The following is a 17,605-nucleotide window of genomic DNA, read 5'->3' on the forward strand; positions in this document are numbered from 1 at the left end:
AGCTCATCGCTTAGTCATTCTTCATTATCCCTTAAAACGACAAAGAAATAAAGGGAAATGCGGCTGAATAGCCGACATTTCCCTTTATTCGAACACTTTGTGAATTAAACGTTAGCTTCCGCAGTTTTGCGGTGCTTCTCAGCACGCTCGCGCTCGCTCTTGTTCAAAATCTTTTTACGGATACGAACCGATTTAGGAGTGATTTCGCAATACTCATCATCGTTCAAATACTCAAGCGCTTGTTCCAAAGAGTACGAACGAGGTGTTTTCATTTTTACTGTTTCTTCTTTGTTCGCGGAACGAATGTTGTTTACCGCTTTTTCTTTACAAATGTTAACGATGATATCGTTGTCGCGTGTATGTTCACCAACAACCATGCCTTCGTAAACTTCTGTTTGCGGATGTACGAACAAGATACCGCGATCTTCTACGGAAAGAATTCCGTAAAGTGTGGAAACACCGGATTCGCTGGATACAAGTACGCCTTCATGACGTCCGCCAACGCCAGCTCCTTGGTAAGGGCCGTAGCTGTCAAACGCATGGTTCATAATTCCGTAACCACGAGTCAATGTCAAGAAGTTCGTTCTGTAACCGATCAAACCTCGTGCTGGGATCTTGAACTCTAGACGAACGTTACCGCTGCCGTTGTTGATCATGTTGACCATTTCGGCTTTTCGTGAACCTAAGCTCTCCATAACGGAACCCATACTGTCTTCTGGAACGTCGATGATTAAATGCTCAATCGGTTCCATTTTTTGTCCGTCGATTTGACGAATGATAACTTCTGGTTTGGAAACTTGCAATTCAAAGCCTTCACGGCGCATGTTCTCGATCAAAATACCTAAGTGAAGCTCACCGCGGCCTGATACAACGAATGCATCCGGGCTGTCTGTATCTTCAACGCGCAAGGAAACGTCTGTTTCAAGCTCTTTATATAGACGTTCACGGATTTTACGGGAAGTAACCCATTTACCTTCACGCCCCGCGAATGGCGAGTTGTTTACGATAAATGTCATTTGAAGCGTTGGCTCATCGATTTTCAAGACTGGCAATGCTTCTGGGTTCGCAGGATCTGCTACCGTTTCACCAATGTTAATATCTTTGATACCTGCAATGGCAATGATATCCCCTGCAGCTGCTTCTTCAATCTCGATACGCTTCAAACCACTGAATCCGAAAAGCTTCTCGATTCTAGCTTGTTTTTGTCCGCCTTCACGAGTCATAACCGTAACTGTCTGACCTTGACGGATTTTACCGCGGTTCACACGGCCTACACCGATACGACCCAAGTACTCATTGTAATCCATCAATGTAACAAGGAATTGTAGTGGTTGTTCAACATCTTCTGTAGGAGCTGGAATGTGCTGAACAACTGTTTCATAAATAGCTTCCATGTTATCATCTTGTTTCTCTGGATCAAGACTTGAAGTCCCTTGCAATGCGGAAGCATATACAACGTGGAAATCTAGTTGCTCGTCAGTAGCACCAAGTTCGATGAACAAGTCAAGAACTTCGTCAACAACTTCTTGTGGACGAGCGTTCGGACGGTCAATTTTGTTTACAACAACAACTGGAGAAAGGTTGCTCTCAAGTGCTTTACGTAGAACGAATTTCGTTTGTGGCATTGTACCTTCGAAAGCATCTACTACCAACAATACACCGTCTACCATCTTCATAATCCGTTCAACTTCGCCGCCGAAGTCAGCATGTCCTGGTGTATCTACAATGTTAATCAAGTAATCTTTATAGTTAATCGCCGTATTTTTGGCAAGGATGGTAATACCGCGCTCTCTCTCTAGATCATTGGAGTCCATCGCTCTTTCTTGAATAGCTTCGTTATCGCGGAATGTTCCGGATTGTTGAAGCAATTTATCTACGAGTGTTGTTTTACCGTGGTCAACGTGTGCGATAATGGCAATGTTGCGAATCTTGTCTCTTGCATGCATGAATGTCAAACCCTCTCTACCCTATAATTTTCGTCTCTGTTCATAAAACAAGCGTCGGACATAAGCGCCGACGCTTGACATTTACCCTTAGTATACGCAGTTTCTCGACATTATGCAAGACAAAAGGCACACTTAACAAAACTTTTAACTGGAAAGAAGCAAGTTCACCATAATCTTCGCTTTCGGAAAATCATGGAAAGTCCAACAACCACAAGGATCAAAGCGATTACATAAATCCCTAGTTTGACTAGTAAAGTCAAAGCAAAAAGCGCTGCCGAAACGATTCCTAACACCATAGCTGCGATCCAAATACCGCGATCACTCCCCCGATCAAACAAGTGGAGTTCATATAAACCAATTGCAGGACCTAATATGAAACCTGGCCAAATATAGGCCATAGAGCCCCAACCAAATAAATTGCAAAAGAAAAACATAAGGGCATATACGGTTAAAATGCCGCCAGGAACGAGAACGCCCGCTGGTAATCGACGGTTGAAATACAACAAATGAAAGAGTAGTCCAGGCACGAGTAATACAAGCGGCCAAAAAAAGGATATCAACAACTGGAAGACTCCCAATTTGCCTAGCAACAACAAGACAGCCAAGCCAATAAATACAATACCAATGGAGTAGCTATTTCTAGCGATACGAATCCCTCCTCAAATGGGCATAGGTTGAATAGGGTAATCAGCTCATTAATCGACACCCTTCAACAAATATTTTAGCTCACATGGCATGAAATTGCTAGGTGTTTATAATGGACACAACTTTGCGTTTGATTCCAATTGACTGGGTATACTAAAGCTCGCAAAGAACCCATTTGCCCTGGCGAATGGTCGTCTGAAGTTCAACTGGGGAGGTATCATGGAACGAACTCTTAGAAGTAACAAGTCACAACGGAAACCACTTTGGACCAAAGCCTTTCTAATCACATCACTCGCAAATTTATTGCTTTTTTTTAGTTTTCAAATGCTGATCCCTACGATACCTACTCATCTTTCACAATTAGGTGGAGACAATATCCAGATCGGCCTTGTCATTGGGATCTTCACCATTTCCTCGCTCCTGACAAGGCCATTCGCAGGCAGAGCATTAGATCTTTTAGGAAGAAAACATGTGCTTCTAGTTGGTTTAGCGATTTGCGCATTTACGATTGCAGGTTATTCGTATATCGCAGCAGTTACACTAATTCTAGCAGCACGCTTTGTTCATGGTATCGGCTGGGGGTTGTCGACGACATCGCTCGGAACCGTAATAGCAGACATCATCCCTCCTGAACGCCGCGGTGAGGGGATGGGTTATTACGGGTTATCCAACACTTTGGCCATGGCCCTCGGACCGTTAACGGGCCTGTGGGTGATGCATTCCATTGGGTTTTCTTATGTGCTTTTAATCTCAACCATTCTTGCGCTATTATCTTTGTTTAGCTCGCTTTTCATTACATATCCGAAGCCCCTTCTACCCGTGAAACCACGTCAGCGACCTCGCTTTGTCGATCGCCTATGGGAACAGAGCGCGCTCCTCCCCTCTGCCCTGCTACTCTGCAGCGCAATCTGTTATGGAGGAATTGTGACTTTCATTACCTTATTCGGTTTAGAAGCAGGTATTCCAAACGTTGGTTTGTTCTTCTTATGTAATGCTAGTATGGTTCTGCTCGTACGTCCCCTCACAGGGGTTCTCTTTGATCGTAAAGGGCCTGAGTGGGTTCTGCTTCCTGGCGCGGCATTCACGATTACTGGCCTATTATTGCTTTCGTATGCACACTCCAATACTAGCCTTGCGATTGCGGCCTTATGCTATGGCGTTGGGTTTGGCTCCATACAACCTGCTCTGCAGGCGTGGACAATCCAGCGTTCTTCCCCTGACCGTCGAGGTGCCGCTAATGGAACCTTCTTCTCAGCCAACGATCTAGGCATTGGACTAGGCGCCATGGCGCTAGGGGCTCTGGCTAACTGGAGTGGCAGTTATGCCATGATGTATCGGTATTCCACAGGATTAATTATCCTTTTCCTCTTGATCTATGGCTGGTCCTTCTGGGCTTTCACTTGGCATAAAAAAACAGCACACTGACCCATGGTCAGCGTGCTTTGTACTCATTCATTCCGTGTCTTGAATTGAAGTGTTCGTACCCCTTTGGCGATTCCACCCGCCGCAATAACGACTATGGTCGCCATAATGGGGATCCAAACATGTAAAAACTCATAATCATGCAGCAGCCAATCAATCATTTTCTCATCCTTCACAAACATTTCCCCTGCTGTATAACCAAGAATCCCCGCTCCGATAAATACCAGAATCGGGTATTTCTGCAATAAATTCATCACTAGTGTACTCCCCCAAATAATGATCGGAATACTGAGTCCAATACCTAAAATAATGACTGTATTATTGCCATTTCCTTTGGCTGCAATCGCTAATACATTGTCCAAACTCATGACGAAATCTGCAACAATAATGGTCCAAATCGCTTTGCCAAGCGTTGAAGCTTCCTTGACATTCGAATGCCCCTCTTCGTCAGTAAGTAGCTTTATCGCTATCCATAAGAGCAAGATAGAACCGCCCGCTTGAATAAAAGGAATAGAAAGCAGACTTACGGCAACAAGTGTCAATATTAAGCGCAAAGCAATAGCGCCGAACGCCCCCCACCAAATCGCAAGCTTGCGCTGCTCGAGCGGTAGATTCTTGCTGGCTAATGCGATGACAACAGCATTATCGCCGCTCAGAACGATATTGATTAACATAATCTGTAGAAATAATAATAGCGCATCAATCATTGCTTCACGACCTCCTGGCGAACATGGAGAGCAAGTGATGGGAAAGGTTGCGATCACAGCAGCATCGAGGAGTTAGAATAAATGGGCGTTAGTTTCCTGTTTCAATTGTCCATGTACGATTTCAATAGTTTCTGTTTCTAAAACCGCTTTGTCAATTAACTCATTTAGAAAACCCATGCTAGCTTCCAGTTTCTCCACCAAGGTTAAATTAGGATTCGTACTAGGCGATGGCGGAAGAAATAAGGAGCAGCAATCTTCATAGGGTAAAATCGAAATAGAAAAAGTCCCAATCGATTCAGCAAGACCAATAATCTCTTGCTTGTCCATCATCATCAACGGTTGTAGGAGCGGTAAAGTGACCACACGACCAATGGCATTTAAACTTGGCAAGGTTTGACTGGCAACTTGCCCCAAGCTCTCACCAGTAACTATAGCTCCGAGCCCTTCACGCTCAGCAATCCGTTCGGCAATTCGGTACATAGCCCTTCTAATAAGCGTGACTAGCAGATTATCCTGATACACACGATGAATGGAGGTCTGAACCTCCGTAAAAGACACCATGTGAAGCTTGAGGGAATCCGTGTAGCCTGCCAACTGATTCGCAAGCTGAATGACCTTATCCTTCGCCCGCTCGCTTGTATAGGGGTAACTATGAAAATGAATGGCCTCCATCGTCAATCCTTTGCGCATGGCTAACCATCCTGCAACAGGACTATCAATACCTCCAGACAGCATGAGAAGCGCTTTGCCACTTGTACCTGACGGGAATCCCCCAGCCCCTTCAATGACTTCAACGTATAAAAGCACCTTATCCTCTCGGATTTCTACTCGCAATTCGACCTCAGGCTTTCGAACATCTACCTGTAACCCCGGAATCGCTTGAAGCACATAGCCGCCAACTAAGTAATTCATCTGCTGAGAGTCATGTGGAAATGATTTATTGACTCTGCGAACTGTCACTTTAAATGTCGCCGGTTGCTTAGGTAATGCCTGCATTAACCGCAGCGCTGTCTCCTGAATTGACGCTAGTTCCAATGGCGCATGATAAGCTGGACTGAAGGATGCAAGTCCAAAAACACGCTGTAAGGAAGCAGAAGCCTGTTCATAAGCGGCACCCCCTAGCTCCACATATACGCGTCCAAACTCAGGAATATACCTAACATCAGGAAAAGAACTTAAAACTTTACGTATTTGAATCATAACGCTCTGTTCAAAACGTCTGCGATTTTTACCTTTTAACATCATTTCGCCAAAACGTAATATTAAACAATCCGGTTTCAATTTCGCTTCCCCCTATGAATGACGGATGGATTTCTCATGGGAGCAAGCTCCTTGACCACCTCTTGTAATGAGCGCAGGAATAGCGCTATATCTTGCTCTTGATGTTCATCAGAAAAACTTATTCTTAAGCCGCTAGCAGCCACATCTCGCGGATAACCCAATGCCAGCATAACCTCACTAGGCTCCGACTCCCCAGAAGTACAAGCTGATCTCGTAGAGATGTAGATCCCCTTCTGCTCAAGGGCATGCACGACGACCTCTGCTTTCATTCCTGCAAAAGTAAAATGGACAATATGGGGAGTCATCTCCTGCTCTAGCTCAGAGCCAGAAATCGAAAGCTCAGGTATTTCACCGATGCCGGACAACAATTGCTGCCTAAGCGCCTGCTTGTGAGCAATCTTCGCTGCAAGATTGTCCATACTGATTCGAAGTGCTTTAGCCATGCCCACGATCAAAGGGACGTTCTCCGTACCTGAACGAACACCAAATTCTTGTCCCCCTCCTGCAAGCAGTGGTTTGATCTGTACGCCTTCTCTCCGATACAAGAACCCTGTACCCTTTGGCCCTCGGAATTTATGCGCAGAAGCGCTGCAGAGATCTATTCCCCATGCCCTCGGCTCTAGAAGAAGCTTAGCAATCCCTTGCACGGCGTCCACATGAAATATGATTTTCGGAAATCCCGCGAGGTATTGACCGATTTCTCGAATCGGTTGAATCGTACCAATCTCGTTATTCACATACATGATACTAACAAGGATCGTATCCTCACAAATCGCTGCTTGAAGATCCTCTAACTGCACGCTGCCAGTCTTTGAGACAGGCAAATAAGTAACACGAAAGCCCTCCTGCTCAAGTCCAGCAAATACTTCCTTAACGGATGGATGCTCAATTTGCGTAGTAATCAGATGCTTGCCTCGTTGCTGGTAGTTGTAGGCTACGCCTTTGATCGCTAAGTTATTACTCTCAGTCCCGCCAGAAGTACAAATGATTTCGTTCGGCGATACCTTAAGCGATGAAGCTATGACTCCCTTCGCACTCTGCAGAAGCTTTTCGGCTTCTACACCAAGCCGATGAATGGAGGATGGATTTCCATAATGAGATTTCATTACTTCTGCGATCGTTTCTATGACTTCTTCATAAAGCGGCGACGTTGCCGCGTAATCCATATAAAGCATGGTTTGCAGATTCCCCTTCATACCGCTAAACTAAATGTTTCATGTTTCATGGGATGCTTTTCCTATTAAAACGTATATCCGATGAGAACTCAAGTAAGTAGGCAACAATGCGAAAAGCCGATCTCCGCATAACACATGCGAAAACCAGCCCATTGGAACCGTATTTATTGAGCAAAATTAGTACGATGATCGAGTACTTTCGACACATACGCTTGTGTCTCTTTTGGCAAGAACTGAAGCTTAGTGGCCAAATCCTCATCTGTCTTTATCCCTAAGCGATCGACACGACCAGGCCCAGCATTGTAAGCAGCAAGTGCAACGCCTTCGTTCCCATTATATTTCTTAAGCAATCCACTAAGGAAATGTGTACCTGCATCGATGTTCTGCTTTGGATCAAATGGATTTGTGACCCCATAACCGCTGCTCGTCCCGTCCATAAGCTGCATTAATCCTTTGGCACCTGCGGAGGAAACCGCCTGATGATTGAAAGCAGATTCTTGCTGAATGACCGCTTTAACCAAAGAGGTATCTACGCCATATTTTAAACTAGCTTGCCCAATGAGCCCTTCAAACTGTGAAGCAGATGTTGACTGTGAGAGGGACTGCAGAGGTGTATATGATTTATTCAAAGCGCCTAACGCGCTTGGCAGGTTGCTTAGCGATTGATTAAGATCAGATGCATCTAGCGGATCAGTCCCCGTACCCACACCTTGACCCATCAATGTGTTCAAAAGCTCACTAAAATCACTGGTTTCGTCTGAGCTTGAAGTTGAGGGGTTATCAGCGAAAAGACTTAATTTACTCATCGTCTGAAGCTGAAGCAGCTCCTTCAACACTCTAGGGTCAATTCCTTGCGTATTCGTGATGCTGTTCATTCTCAGACCTCACTTTTTCATTTTCGATGTATTCATTGTACACGTTTTGAGCCCTGACGACTATACTTTTATTCGCATGCAAAAAAAAGGACAGTCTATTGACTGCCCCCTCTTGCCTTTCAAGAAATATTCTGTTGCAGCATTTCATTCTCATTCAATGATCTTCTCACTGTGACACGTGATATGCGCAAATGATCGGTTTCTTCAACGATAAACATAAACTCGTCGTTATAGCTTACCTGTTGATTACGACTAGGAGGAATTTCCGTTTGAGAATAAATCCAACCACCGATCGTATCATAGTCATCCGACTCGATTTCAAGTCCGAAGTAATCATTGACTTCATCAATCAACAACAGTCCATCTATTGAGAAAGTATTCTCATCTTTCATTTCAATCGTTGGGCGCTCCTCGTCAAACTCATCCTGGATTTCACCAACAATTTCTTCCATAATGTCTTCCAGCGTCACTAAACCTGATGTACCGCCGTATTCATCAATGAGCAAAGCCATTTGGCTCTTGCGTTTCTGCATCATTTTCAGCAAATCACTGATATGAATGGAATCCGGTACTGTGGTAATCGGTCTAATGATTTTCTTAATGCCTTTTAGGTTGGCATCTGGTTTTAGCAAATCCTTAATGTGAACAAAACCGATGATGTTATCCTTATCTGGATCACACACAGGGTAACGTGTTCGCATTTCTTTGATCGCGATAGCAAGGTTCTCCGCATAAGAAAGTCCTGCATATAAGCATTCCATCTCAGTACGAGGAATCATAATCTCGCGTGCTGTCGTCTCAGCAAATCCGAATATATTATCAACAAGCGTGAGCTCTGTGTTATCTATTAGTCCGTTTTTGTGGCTTTCCTGCATCAGGACTCGAATTTCGTCCTCCGTATGCGCAGATTCATGTTCCGTTGTAGGCTCAATCCCAGCACGGCGCAACATCCAATTCGAAATGCCATTCAATGTCCAAATGAACGGGTACATCATTTTATAGAATAATACCATGGGTCCTGCAGAGAGCAACGTAATTTGTTCCGCTTTACGAATCGCATACGTTTTGGGAAACTGTTCACCTAATGTGATATGAAGAGTTGTCATTAAGGAAAAAGCAATAATAAATGTAATCGTGTGAAAAACTGAGTCTGGTAATCCCAGCGGAGCAAATAAAGGCTCTAAAATTTTGGCAAATGTCGGTTCACCTACGTAACCAAGTCCTAACGAGGTAAGTGTAATTCCTAATTGACACGCACCAAGGTAAGCATCAAGATTATTCATAATACCTTGTGCAAACTTCGCATTACGCCGGCCTTCACCGACAAGCGATTCAATCCGACTTCCACGCACTTTCACCATTGCAAATTCTGCTGCGACAAAAAAACCGTTTAACAACACTAGTCCAAACATTAACAGAAAACTGATTAACGTTTCGGGCAAAGGATCTTCCAATACCTTACCTATCCCCTAACAAGTGCAAAAGCTGCACCCAGGAGAGTAGGTACACCTCCCTTAATTTTCGATTTTAATTTTATTAAATATCACTACTCATTATATAATAATACTGTAATCATTCAAAGGTGCGAATATGACACTTGAAGCCAAATAGTACGAGCAAATGGGCGTAAACACATTAAAATGAGCCCTTCTTGCGCTTTTACACAGGAATAGTGGCATTCTTAAGCTCTTTTTCACCTTTTTTTCATAAAAAAATAAAAAACAAGCCGATTTCTCAGCTTGCTTTGCTTGCTAGGAATAATATGGAATCAATAAAAAATAGGCGGCAACGGCAATAAAACCAAGAGCAACGGACCAAGAACCCAAGCTCTTATTCCCCATTACAAAAGCAATAACACCGAGAATAATACCTGAAATCCCAAGCAGTACTGGCCATACAAATAGAGAAGCCAGAGCAACAAAGAGTGCCACATACCCCACTGCTTTATTGCGTGTTACAGCTTCTACGAGCTCAGCGACTTCCTCATCAGAAACTGTCGAGGTCGAACTGGACTTATAATCTCGGCTTATTCTGGCCTGAGGTACAGCAATCTCAGCTGCGTATTCTTCTTGGGCATGGAGTCCGCTTTCGAGATGAAGCTGACTCTTCTGGAATCGCTCCTTGGTGGCATTGTCTAAAGAACTGTCCTCTTTATTCATGCTACCTCCGCGTTACACATACCTAATGTTTAGTTGCAGGCTTAAACGTGTGGCAACACGTATTAGCTGCTTTAGTTGCAGTATCATGATGAGTAGTATCAAACGATTCCTCTGAAGCAAATTCTTCATTGTAGCTAGCATGAGCATGTTGATCAATTTCAATCATAATCGTGTCCGCATGACAGTTGTTTCCTTGTGTCCAATATTCACAATTCGCTACTGCGCATTTGACTGCTGGCATCATTATCACCCCCTTAACAATTTGCCCGCCTCAGGAGTGAACTATGCTTAGTTAAGTCTGTCAGATAAGACCAAGAACATGGCATGTGACCACAACAGCGGAACTGCAGGATAACCATGCTTCTCAATCCATTCCTTATACACCGCCGCTTCGCGAAGATGATCATCTACTTGCTCTGGTAAACGTCCGAGCTCATCAGCCTTACTTGCTATCCATGCCAAACAGCGCTGAGCTTCATCTTTATTTCCAAGTTCAAGCTGGATCCAACCATACCAAGCGGTCAGTAGCAGCCACTCACCGCCACCGTAATATCGATCCTCGATGTAGCGCTGAATCCCGTTATGTTTGAGATCTGCTTCAATCGCTAGCACCGTTCGAAGCATAATTGGGTCAGTGGGCTCACATACCCCAAATGGTAAGGCGAGCCACATTAGGCTTGCATCCACACCAAATAGAGCAGGCTGCCAAACTTCGTTCACACAATGAATTGACTTCACGAATCGTCCGTCATGAACAGCATGGGTATGTATGAAATGTCGTATGAGATCAGCTTTCTCGATCAAGTCCTGACGCCCTTCTAGCTCGCCTAACGCCTTCAGTCCTCCATATAAACAAGCCAAAGTTGCGGGATGGACATAATCGGGATATTCCTCCCAGCAATCAAAATTCGGATAGTGCCAGAATGTCATTATATAGTCAACTGTTATTTCAATGCTTTCCCTGAACTCTTCCAGAAGTGTCGTATGACCAGTCATGCGAATATGTTCAACAAGCCCCCAGATCCATGCGCCGTAACCATCCAACTGGAAGTGACCCCATTCAGAATGATCATCCCGCCCATCCAAGTGATACCTTGTCCCCAAAAACTCGGAACGATCAATCCATTCCTTATTCTCGTGTTTTCGCAATAACTCCGTTAGCCGCGGACGTTTGTCTTTCAGAACTCGATGTACCCAACGATAGAATTGCTCCGCACTTTTCGTTTCTCCTACACGATCCATCGCATTTGCTATAAAAGTACCATCACGAAGCCAACTATAGGAATACGTTGAAAAAAGAGGAGAAGCCACGTAACCTCCGCTAGGATGTTGATTCAGCTTAATGATGTCCTTGCTAACGCTGACTAAGTGTTCTAGCTTCATACGATTTCCTCCCTTTTATATGAAAAGGGATGCGTTGTGGCCGCATCCCTTTGTAGGTATCTTTGTGATTGATTAAACTTTTTCGCCTTGCATACGGCGTTGTGTAATGTAATCTGTTTCATAGTAAGCAAGATCTTCACGAAGCTCTTCGAACACCTTGGACAATTCGATCGTTAAATCACGTACTTCACGTGATGGTTTCTTGCGGAAACGAATCGCATCTTGTCCTGTGTAAGCGTAACGACCATCTTCGGAGTAGCACTCATTCTTAGGATAGAAAAAGGTATTAACACATGTATGGTATACCTCATAGAGCACTTTTTCCGAAAAATCAACATTAAAAGTAGGACGTCTTAAACTAACGCCCAATTTCTCATATGCCACTTCACAAAAAACTAGAAGATGACGAGTATCCTGTAAATACCCGCGGTAAAATTCATCCATTGCTGGATCATTTTCCACATTTAACAATGAGAGCGAATGTTGATTAAGAAACAGTTCCATTTTGGCCGTCGTTTCTTTGAGTTTCGTACGCGTGGAATCACAAACATTTTTCACATTAAAAACAGCCATGTTAGAAGACCTCCTATAATTGCGCTACTTCTATCCTACCATAATTTATCCCGAAGTGGTATATGTAAAACACCAGTTACCATGCATAAAAGATACCCGCTCGCCTAACCCTACTCTTAGATAATATGTTTTTCATTAACGAGTTGACCTTTTTCTACAAACAAAAAGGAGGGCATGATCATGTGGCGTTATCTCTCCACCATTGCGGTTGTTCTGGGATTAGGAGTTGTCCTCTTCCCTCACCAGCCTCAACATCGTACTAAACCTGGTCCTGAGGTCTACAGTGCGAAGTATGAAACAACGTCCAAGCTTGCGCTATTAGAACAAGATGTAAAACTTACAGATGAACTTTGCAGAAGTCAATGCGCTATCGATTATAAGACAATGCTCAGTCAAATCGAAAGCGGTGAACCTGTAACCAATGTGTTAAAAAACATGCGAAATCACCATGAGAAAATGGATGTGCTTGTGTGGTCAAAGCGCGGCCAAAATTGGGAGCAAGGCATCAAATCTGGCGAACTCCCTCCAACTTATACAGACCAGGCCGCTACCTATTTGAGAGAAGCGAAAGCTGCCGTTGATAAGGGCGAGATTTATCAATCACCTAAATTCGGTGCTGGACATCACGTTTACTTCGTACAAGGTACTCCTTCAACCAATGGTCAGGATTCACTTATCGGGGTCATACATCAAGATGTACTCGCACAAGTCACCGATCATCAGATGAAAAATTTAAGACTTGAACCTTATCCCAACGAGAACCGTTGGAAAGTAAAAGCCGTTGAAACGAATACACTAAAAGAGAAGATTGTCGATCATCCCGAAGATAATCAAGGGACTAGTCACTATCAACAGAATGAAGTCGTCGTCCGTTTCAAAAAAGATCCTACAGAAGATGAGCTCAATCAAATCAAGAAGGAAATCCATGCAACATCTGCGCAAAAATTAGGCTATACCTACGTTTTCCGCACGAATGATAGAGACGCCAAATCATTGATCGCTTATTTCGGTAAATGGAATGTTGTGTATGTTGAACCACACTTTCTTTATATGACCAATGATTACTATGATGATCAAGAACGTAAAGATTCAAACCCATCCAGCACCAATTCAGATAGCAATCAAACACCAGTCTCTACAAACTTCATACCCAATGATAATTTATATCAAAAATATCAATGGAATCTGCCGCTGATCGAAACAGTACAAGGCTGGCAGCTAAACCGCGGCGCTGACAATGTCATTGTAGCTGTTGTTGATACGGGTGTAGATCTGGCACATCCAGACCTCCAAGGACAATTATTGCCTGGTTACAATGTCATCAGTGGCAATGATAATCCACAAGACGATGTTGGACATGGTACACATGTCACAGGCGTTATTTCAGCTCTTGTCAACAATCAATTAGGCGTTGCGGGGATGACTTGGTTTAATAAAGTGTTACCCGTTAAAGTACTGGATCAGACAGGTGCAGGCAGCACATATTCGGTAGCTCAAGGGATCATTTGGGCAACGGATCACGGTGCAAAAGTCATGAATCTCAGTCTAGGCAATTACGCAGATTCAGGATTTCTCCATGATGCTATTCAATATGCCTATGATAAGGATGTTGCACTCATCGCAGCTAGCGGAAATGACAATACCGAACAACCTGGATATCCAGCTGCTTACCCTGAGGTATTTGCAGTTGCCGCTATAGATTCACAGAATGAGAAAGCACCCTTCTCCAATTATGGCGACTATATTGATGTGACTGCGCCTGGTGTCACCATCGCCAGTACGTATCCGAACAATCAATATGCTGCCTTATCAGGTACATCCATGGCTAGTCCCCATGTAACAGCACTCGCAGCTTTAATTCGATCTGCTAATCCTAGTCTAAAAAATACGGACGTTTATGAAATTATGAGGCAGTCCGCTCAAGATCTAGGCGACAAAGGTCATGACAAATACTTTGGTTATGGCGTCATTGATGTCGTCAAAGCACTTGAAATGGCGAAGCAGAATACATCCCCTTTGTCCTACTGGCCACAGGAATTAGCGCGCCAATTACATCTTGTACCGAAGAAGTATGCGGGCAGCTTGGGGCTTGAGAAATAGAACACTCACCACCTTCCATGCACAGTTAAAAACCTTCAAACCCTAGCGGGATTGAAGGTTTTTATTCATTTTAAAATTAAAATACCCGCAAAGCCGAAGCCTTGCGGGTAACCGACTGAGTGGAAAGTTTGCCGTAAGCCGGGTTCTGTACTTCCAGTGGTCGTAACGGGCGTCTGCTCCCCTGCCACTATTGAAGCGACAATCATCTATCTAGGCTGTACATTGCTGCACAGCTCAAGCGACCAACCCGAACGCGTCTCAGGCTAAGACTGCTGCCTCGAAAGCAGCTAGCGTTCCATTAGGTCTTGCTCCAAGTGGGGTTTACCAGGATCTATGTCACCATAGAACCTCGTGGTCTCTTACACCACGGTTCCACCCTTGCCTGTGCTATATTTCAAGCCATCGGCGGTCCATTTCTGTGGCCCTATCCTTCAACTCGCGTTGACTGGACGTTATCCAGCACCCTGCCTTATGAAGCCCGGACTTTCCTCTCGCTATGGCTTACCCATAGCCAGCGATTGTCTGTCAAACTTTCCATTGCATAGGCTAGTATACTAGGAATGCCTTCGAATTACAACACATGGTCGTTTCCTTTCTTTCCAGAAGCAACCTTAAGCTGCCTAGACGAATTGAAACGGCTCCGTGTTAATCGCGGATGCGTGCACCTGCGTATCCGTCTTAGCAAGCTGCGCGGCGAGATATTCCGCGACGCCGCGCTTCATAATCTTCTCGACGTTATGCCCAACGTCGAGGAGGGCTAACCCTGCCGCGAGCGCATCGTGCGCGGTGTGGTAGTCAATGTCGCCGGTGACCAGCACATCGGCGCCGGCAAACATGGCGTGCCGCATATAGCGGCCGCCAGAGCCACCCAACACGGCCACCTTGCGGATGGGCCGTGATAGATCGCCGACGACGCGCACCGTCGGCACGTCGAACACAACCTTCGCGTGCTCCGTGAGCTCGCGAAGTGTCATTGCCGCGGGCAGCTTGCCCACGCGGCCCAAACCGAACACTCTACCCTTGAGGTCCATCGGGTAGAGGTCATAGGCCACCTCCTCGTAGGGGTGAGCCTTCAGCATAGCAGTAACCGCTTTGCGCTGCACGCTAGCGGTTACGATCGTCTCTACGCGTACCTCTTGTACGCGTTCCAACTTCCCAACTTCCCCGATAAACGGAGTAGCCCCTTCCTGCGGCAGGAACGTCCCCGTCCCGGGGATATTGAAGCTGCAAGAGCTGTATTGGCCAATGCCGCCTGCTCCAGCCTTAAATAGAGCATCCAGCACGACTTGATGATGCGTCTCGGGTACGAAGACTACAAGCTTCTGCAGCTTCTCTGTATGCACATCTTCCAAGTGCGTCATTTCGGTTAGGCCAAGTTGTTCCGAAAGCAAGTCATTAACGCCGCCTTCTGCCACATCAAGGTTCGTATGGGCTATATAAACCGCGATATCATTCTTAATTAATTTTTCATATAAACGACCTGCTGGTGTTTCTGTCTGCAGATGAGCCAAAGGTCTAAAAATAATCGCATGATGCGCGATTATAAGGTTGGCCCCAACTTCGATAGCTTCATCAACAACGGCATCTGTCACATCAAGTGCAACAAGCACTTTCGTGATCTCTTTTTGAAGAGAGCCTAGCTGTAGGCCGATCTTATCATCTGCCATCGCGTAATGCTTAGGAGCCAGCTGTTCAAACAGCTGGATTACGGTTTGACCTTTTGCAAGCACGCGAGTACCTCCTTTATTTCATGCATTTCTTGGCTAACTTGCTCTGCTTTTGCAATAGAGGCTTCTGCCGTGGACAGCTTTAACTGATCTACGATCATGGCAAGTTTCTTCAGTTCACTTTCCCACTTCATAAACCAGACCTCAGGCGCCTCATTAATCAAATAAGGCCCCATTTGTTGCAAGCGTTCCTTCGAAACAGTAACTCCACCTGGAAGAAGACGCTCCTCATAAAGCGCTTCTAAAGCTCCGCGCTCCTCTGTATCAGCGGTCACCGCCGTTAATATCTCATAGATTTTGCCGTCTTCTTCAAGAATAGTCTCTGATTCCAACTTCCAACCATTACCCAGAAGCCAACGGCGCACATGATCTTCACCCACATTCGGCTGTAAAATCAAATGCTGAACACCCGGAAGCTTTGATTTACCTGCCTCTAGAATACTCGCCATCAAGCTGCCGCCCATGCCAGCGATTGTGATGACATTCACTTCGCCAGCCTCAATTACGGCAAGACCATCACCCGATCTAACTTGAATGATCTTAGATAAACCACTTTCGAGCACCTGTCTTTGCGCTGCCTCGAAAGGTCCAGGGTTTACTTCCCCTGCTACCGCAGCTACAATAATCCCCTGCTGCGCCAAATAGGTTGGCAATAAAGCATGATCCGATCCAATGTCGGCTACTTTCGAACCCACTGGCACGCGGTCAGCAATCATTTGAAGTCTTTTCGATAATTTAACCATATGCTACATTACCCACTCTACCCATTTTTTTCGCAGCAAAAATAATGCTACGCCTACCGAAACTAATTTGGCCGTAAATGATATTTGAATGAGACGCGAGCTCATTTCTATATCTACAAGGAAGGTCATCGCCTCAGGAATAAACCAAACCAAGCCCCCTACTAGCATGAGCACGCTTGCCGCTTGTTTATTCGTGTGATGCGCAAGCCAAGCCATCCATATGAGTACAACACTCACAGGAACCCAGCTTAATTCTAATGAAAACCAAGCAGGATGCTCTAATTTTTGCATCAACAACCAACTATAAGTCCCTACAAGCCCTAGCCATCCACAAATTTGGAAAATCGCCATTCGACCAATCAAACCATTAAATAACCAAATACAACTGCAAAATGCCAAATAACCAATATACGTAGTTGACGTGTGAATACCCGACAAATCCATTATATGTAGCCCCAAAAGTAACATAGCAATAGATGCTATGCCGCACAAAACATAGGCAATGACAGGCGTACGACTAAATTGTCTGTATGCGACGGCATAACAAATGATGACAAAAAGTGTGGAAATACCAATTTGCATTGGCAATCCAAAAGAGTTAAAATTAAGAGCAGATAAGGCAAGAGCGGCAATTACCGCTAATGCGAACAACCATATTTTCCAATTACTGTTTGTTACAGCCGTAGCCGAAACACCTAAAAGTGAAGCAGGTTTAGGGGTCATATCATCCACATACAAATTCATTAGAAAATCGCAATAATGCTCGGGAAGCAATTTGCTCCGGCGCCAATGATCGATTTCTCTTACTATTACTTTTCTTCTCTCAGCATCCATCTATTCGCTCACCTTCCTAGCTACTTTATCGGTGA

General features: G+C 44.8%; 16 protein-coding genes and 1 other RNA gene. 2 read left to right on the top strand and 15 right to left on the bottom strand.

What is annotated here, in order from left to right; all coding sequences use genetic code 11:
- Positions 1-104 precede the first annotated feature (104 nt).
- Both typA and ASL11_RS03345 read right to left on the bottom strand, forming a co-directional pair.
- A complete protein-coding gene (gene typA, locus ASL11_RS03340; protein WP_056609692.1) occupies positions 105-1,946 on the bottom strand; it encodes a translational GTPase TypA in 1,842 nt (613 codons plus the stop codon).
- Positions 1,947-2,110: 164 nt separating this feature from the next.
- Positions 2,111-2,509 (bottom strand): hypothetical protein, encoded by a 399-nt coding sequence (locus ASL11_RS03345; RefSeq protein ID WP_235550361.1) that lies wholly within the window; start codon positions 2,507-2,509, stop codon positions 2,111-2,113.
- Between the two features lie 301 nt (positions 2,510-2,810).
- On the opposite strand from ASL11_RS03345, the gene ASL11_RS03350 reads away from it, so the two are divergent.
- Positions 2,811-4,016: an MFS transporter gene (locus ASL11_RS03350; protein ID WP_056609696.1), complete on the top strand. Its 1,206-nt coding sequence runs from the start codon at positions 2,811-2,813 to the stop codon at positions 4,014-4,016.
- Positions 4,017-4,039: 23 nt separating this feature from the next.
- Here the strand turns inward: ASL11_RS03350 and ASL11_RS03355 are convergent, their stop codons facing one another.
- The 9 genes from ASL11_RS03355 to ASL11_RS03395 all read right to left on the bottom strand — a co-directional run bounded on the left by ASL11_RS03355 (position 4,040) and on the right by ASL11_RS03395 (position 12,166).
- Positions 4,040-4,720: a TerC family protein gene (locus ASL11_RS03355; RefSeq protein WP_056609698.1), complete on the bottom strand. Its 681-nt coding sequence runs from the start codon at positions 4,718-4,720 to the stop codon at positions 4,040-4,042.
- A gap of 72 nt (positions 4,721-4,792) precedes the next feature.
- Positions 4,793-6,001: a tRNA uracil 4-sulfurtransferase ThiI gene (gene thiI, locus ASL11_RS03360; RefSeq protein WP_082595226.1), complete on the bottom strand. Its 1,209-nt coding sequence runs from the start codon at positions 5,999-6,001 to the stop codon at positions 4,793-4,795.
- Positions 5,998-7,176 carry a cysteine desulfurase family protein gene (locus ASL11_RS03365; RefSeq protein ID WP_056609700.1) on the bottom strand — a complete coding sequence of 393 codons (1,179 nt, stop codon included), beginning with the start codon at positions 7,174-7,176 and terminating at the stop codon, positions 5,998-6,000. Before ASL11_RS03365 ends, thiI begins: the two co-directional genes overlap by 4 nt.
- Before the next feature lie 164 nt (positions 7,177-7,340).
- The gene (locus ASL11_RS03370) at positions 7,341-8,051 is read right to left on the bottom strand and encodes a lytic transglycosylase domain-containing protein (RefSeq protein WP_056609702.1); all 711 of its coding nucleotides are present in this window, start codon (positions 8,049-8,051) and stop codon (positions 7,341-7,343) included.
- Between the two features lie 119 nt (positions 8,052-8,170).
- Positions 8,171-9,463 carry a hemolysin family protein gene (locus ASL11_RS03375; RefSeq protein ID WP_056610123.1) on the bottom strand — a complete coding sequence of 431 codons (1,293 nt, stop codon included), beginning with the start codon at positions 9,461-9,463 and terminating at the stop codon, positions 8,171-8,173.
- A 339-nt stretch (positions 9,464-9,802) separates the two neighbouring features.
- Positions 9,803-10,210 carry a hypothetical protein gene (locus ASL11_RS03380; protein WP_056609704.1) on the bottom strand — a complete coding sequence of 136 codons (408 nt, stop codon included), beginning with the start codon at positions 10,208-10,210 and terminating at the stop codon, positions 9,803-9,805.
- A gap of 22 nt (positions 10,211-10,232) precedes the next feature.
- Positions 10,233-10,454, bottom strand: a complete 222-nt coding sequence (locus ASL11_RS03385; protein WP_436242635.1) for a DUF1540 domain-containing protein — start codon at positions 10,452-10,454, stop codon at positions 10,233-10,235.
- A 44-nt stretch (positions 10,455-10,498) separates the two neighbouring features.
- Entirely contained in the window at positions 10,499-11,593 is a 1,095-nt protein-coding gene (locus ASL11_RS03390) for a glycoside hydrolase family 15 protein (RefSeq protein WP_056609708.1), read from the bottom strand.
- A 72-nt stretch (positions 11,594-11,665) separates the two neighbouring features.
- A complete protein-coding gene (locus ASL11_RS03395; RefSeq protein WP_028558040.1) occupies positions 11,666-12,166 on the bottom strand; it encodes a YpuI family protein in 501 nt (166 codons plus the stop codon).
- A 180-nt stretch (positions 12,167-12,346) separates the two neighbouring features.
- Here ASL11_RS03395 and ASL11_RS03400 point away from each other — a divergent pair, with 180 nt between their 5' ends.
- Positions 12,347-14,266: a S8 family peptidase gene (locus ASL11_RS03400; protein ID WP_056609710.1), complete on the top strand. Its 1,920-nt coding sequence runs from the start codon at positions 12,347-12,349 to the stop codon at positions 14,264-14,266.
- 119 nt (positions 14,267-14,385) lie between these two features.
- Here the strand turns inward: ASL11_RS03400 and rnpB are convergent.
- From rnpB to ASL11_RS03415, 4 genes are all read right to left on the bottom strand, one after another.
- Positions 14,386-14,800, bottom strand: an RNA gene (gene rnpB / locus ASL11_RS04285) — RNase P RNA component class A.
- An 86-nt stretch (positions 14,801-14,886) separates the two neighbouring features.
- The gene (locus ASL11_RS03405) at positions 14,887-15,996 is read right to left on the bottom strand and encodes a Nif3-like dinuclear metal center hexameric protein (protein ID WP_056609713.1); all 1,110 of its coding nucleotides are present in this window, start codon (positions 15,994-15,996) and stop codon (positions 14,887-14,889) included.
- Positions 15,972-16,736: a tRNA (adenine(22)-N(1))-methyltransferase gene (locus ASL11_RS03410; RefSeq protein WP_056609715.1), complete on the bottom strand. Its 765-nt coding sequence runs from the start codon at positions 16,734-16,736 to the stop codon at positions 15,972-15,974. Before ASL11_RS03410 ends, ASL11_RS03405 begins: the two co-directional genes overlap by 25 nt.
- A 3-nt stretch (positions 16,737-16,739) precedes the next feature.
- A complete protein-coding gene (locus ASL11_RS03415; protein WP_056609717.1) occupies positions 16,740-17,570 on the bottom strand; it encodes a hypothetical protein in 831 nt (276 codons plus the stop codon).
- Between the last annotated feature and the right edge of the window lie 35 nt (positions 17,571-17,605).

Origin of the sequence: Paenibacillus sp. Soil750 (assembly GCF_001428045.1) — a bacterium.
Classification (GTDB): Bacteria; Bacillota; Bacilli; order Paenibacillales; family NBRC-103111; genus Paenibacillus_E; species Paenibacillus_E allorhizoplanae.

What these genes read in the sequence shown, in the direction of transcription:
- typA (WP_056609692.1), bottom strand. Translation starts at nt 1,946, where the DNA reads ATGCATGCAAGAGACAAGATTCGCAACATTGCCATTATCGCACACGTT.
- ASL11_RS03350 (WP_056609696.1), top strand. Translation starts at nt 2,811, where the DNA reads ATGGAACGAACTCTTAGAAGTAACAAGTCACAACGGAAACCACTTTGG.
- ASL11_RS03355 (WP_056609698.1), bottom strand. Translation starts at nt 4,720, where the DNA reads ATGATTGATGCGCTATTATTATTTCTACAGATTATGTTAATCAATATC.
- ASL11_RS03365 (WP_056609700.1), bottom strand. Translation starts at nt 7,176, where the DNA reads ATGCTTTATATGGATTACGCGGCAACGTCGCCGCTTTATGAAGAAGTC.
- ASL11_RS03370 (WP_056609702.1), bottom strand. Translation starts at nt 8,051, where the DNA reads ATGAACAGCATCACGAATACGCAAGGAATTGACCCTAGAGTGTTGAAG.
- ASL11_RS03375 (WP_056610123.1), bottom strand. Translation starts at nt 9,463, where the DNA reads ATGTTTGGACTAGTGTTGTTAAACGGTTTTTTTGTCGCAGCAGAATTT.
- ASL11_RS03380 (WP_056609704.1), bottom strand. Translation starts at nt 10,210, where the DNA reads ATGAATAAAGAGGACAGTTCTTTAGACAATGCCACCAAGGAGCGATTC.
- ASL11_RS03385 (WP_436242635.1), bottom strand. Translation starts at nt 10,454, where the DNA reads ATGATGCCAGCAGTCAAATGCGCAGTAGCGAATTGTGAATATTGGACA.
- ASL11_RS03390 (WP_056609708.1), bottom strand. Translation starts at nt 11,593, where the DNA reads ATGAAGCTAGAACACTTAGTCAGCGTTAGCAAGGACATCATTAAGCTG.
- ASL11_RS03395 (WP_028558040.1), bottom strand. Translation starts at nt 12,166, where the DNA reads ATGGCTGTTTTTAATGTGAAAAATGTTTGTGATTCCACGCGTACGAAA.
- ASL11_RS03400 (WP_056609710.1), top strand. Translation starts at nt 12,347, where the DNA reads ATGTGGCGTTATCTCTCCACCATTGCGGTTGTTCTGGGATTAGGAGTT.
- ASL11_RS03410 (WP_056609715.1), bottom strand. Translation starts at nt 16,736, where the DNA reads ATGGTTAAATTATCGAAAAGACTTCAAATGATTGCTGACCGCGTGCCA.
- ASL11_RS03415 (WP_056609717.1), bottom strand. Translation starts at nt 17,570, where the DNA reads ATGGATGCTGAGAGAAGAAAAGTAATAGTAAGAGAAATCGATCATTGG.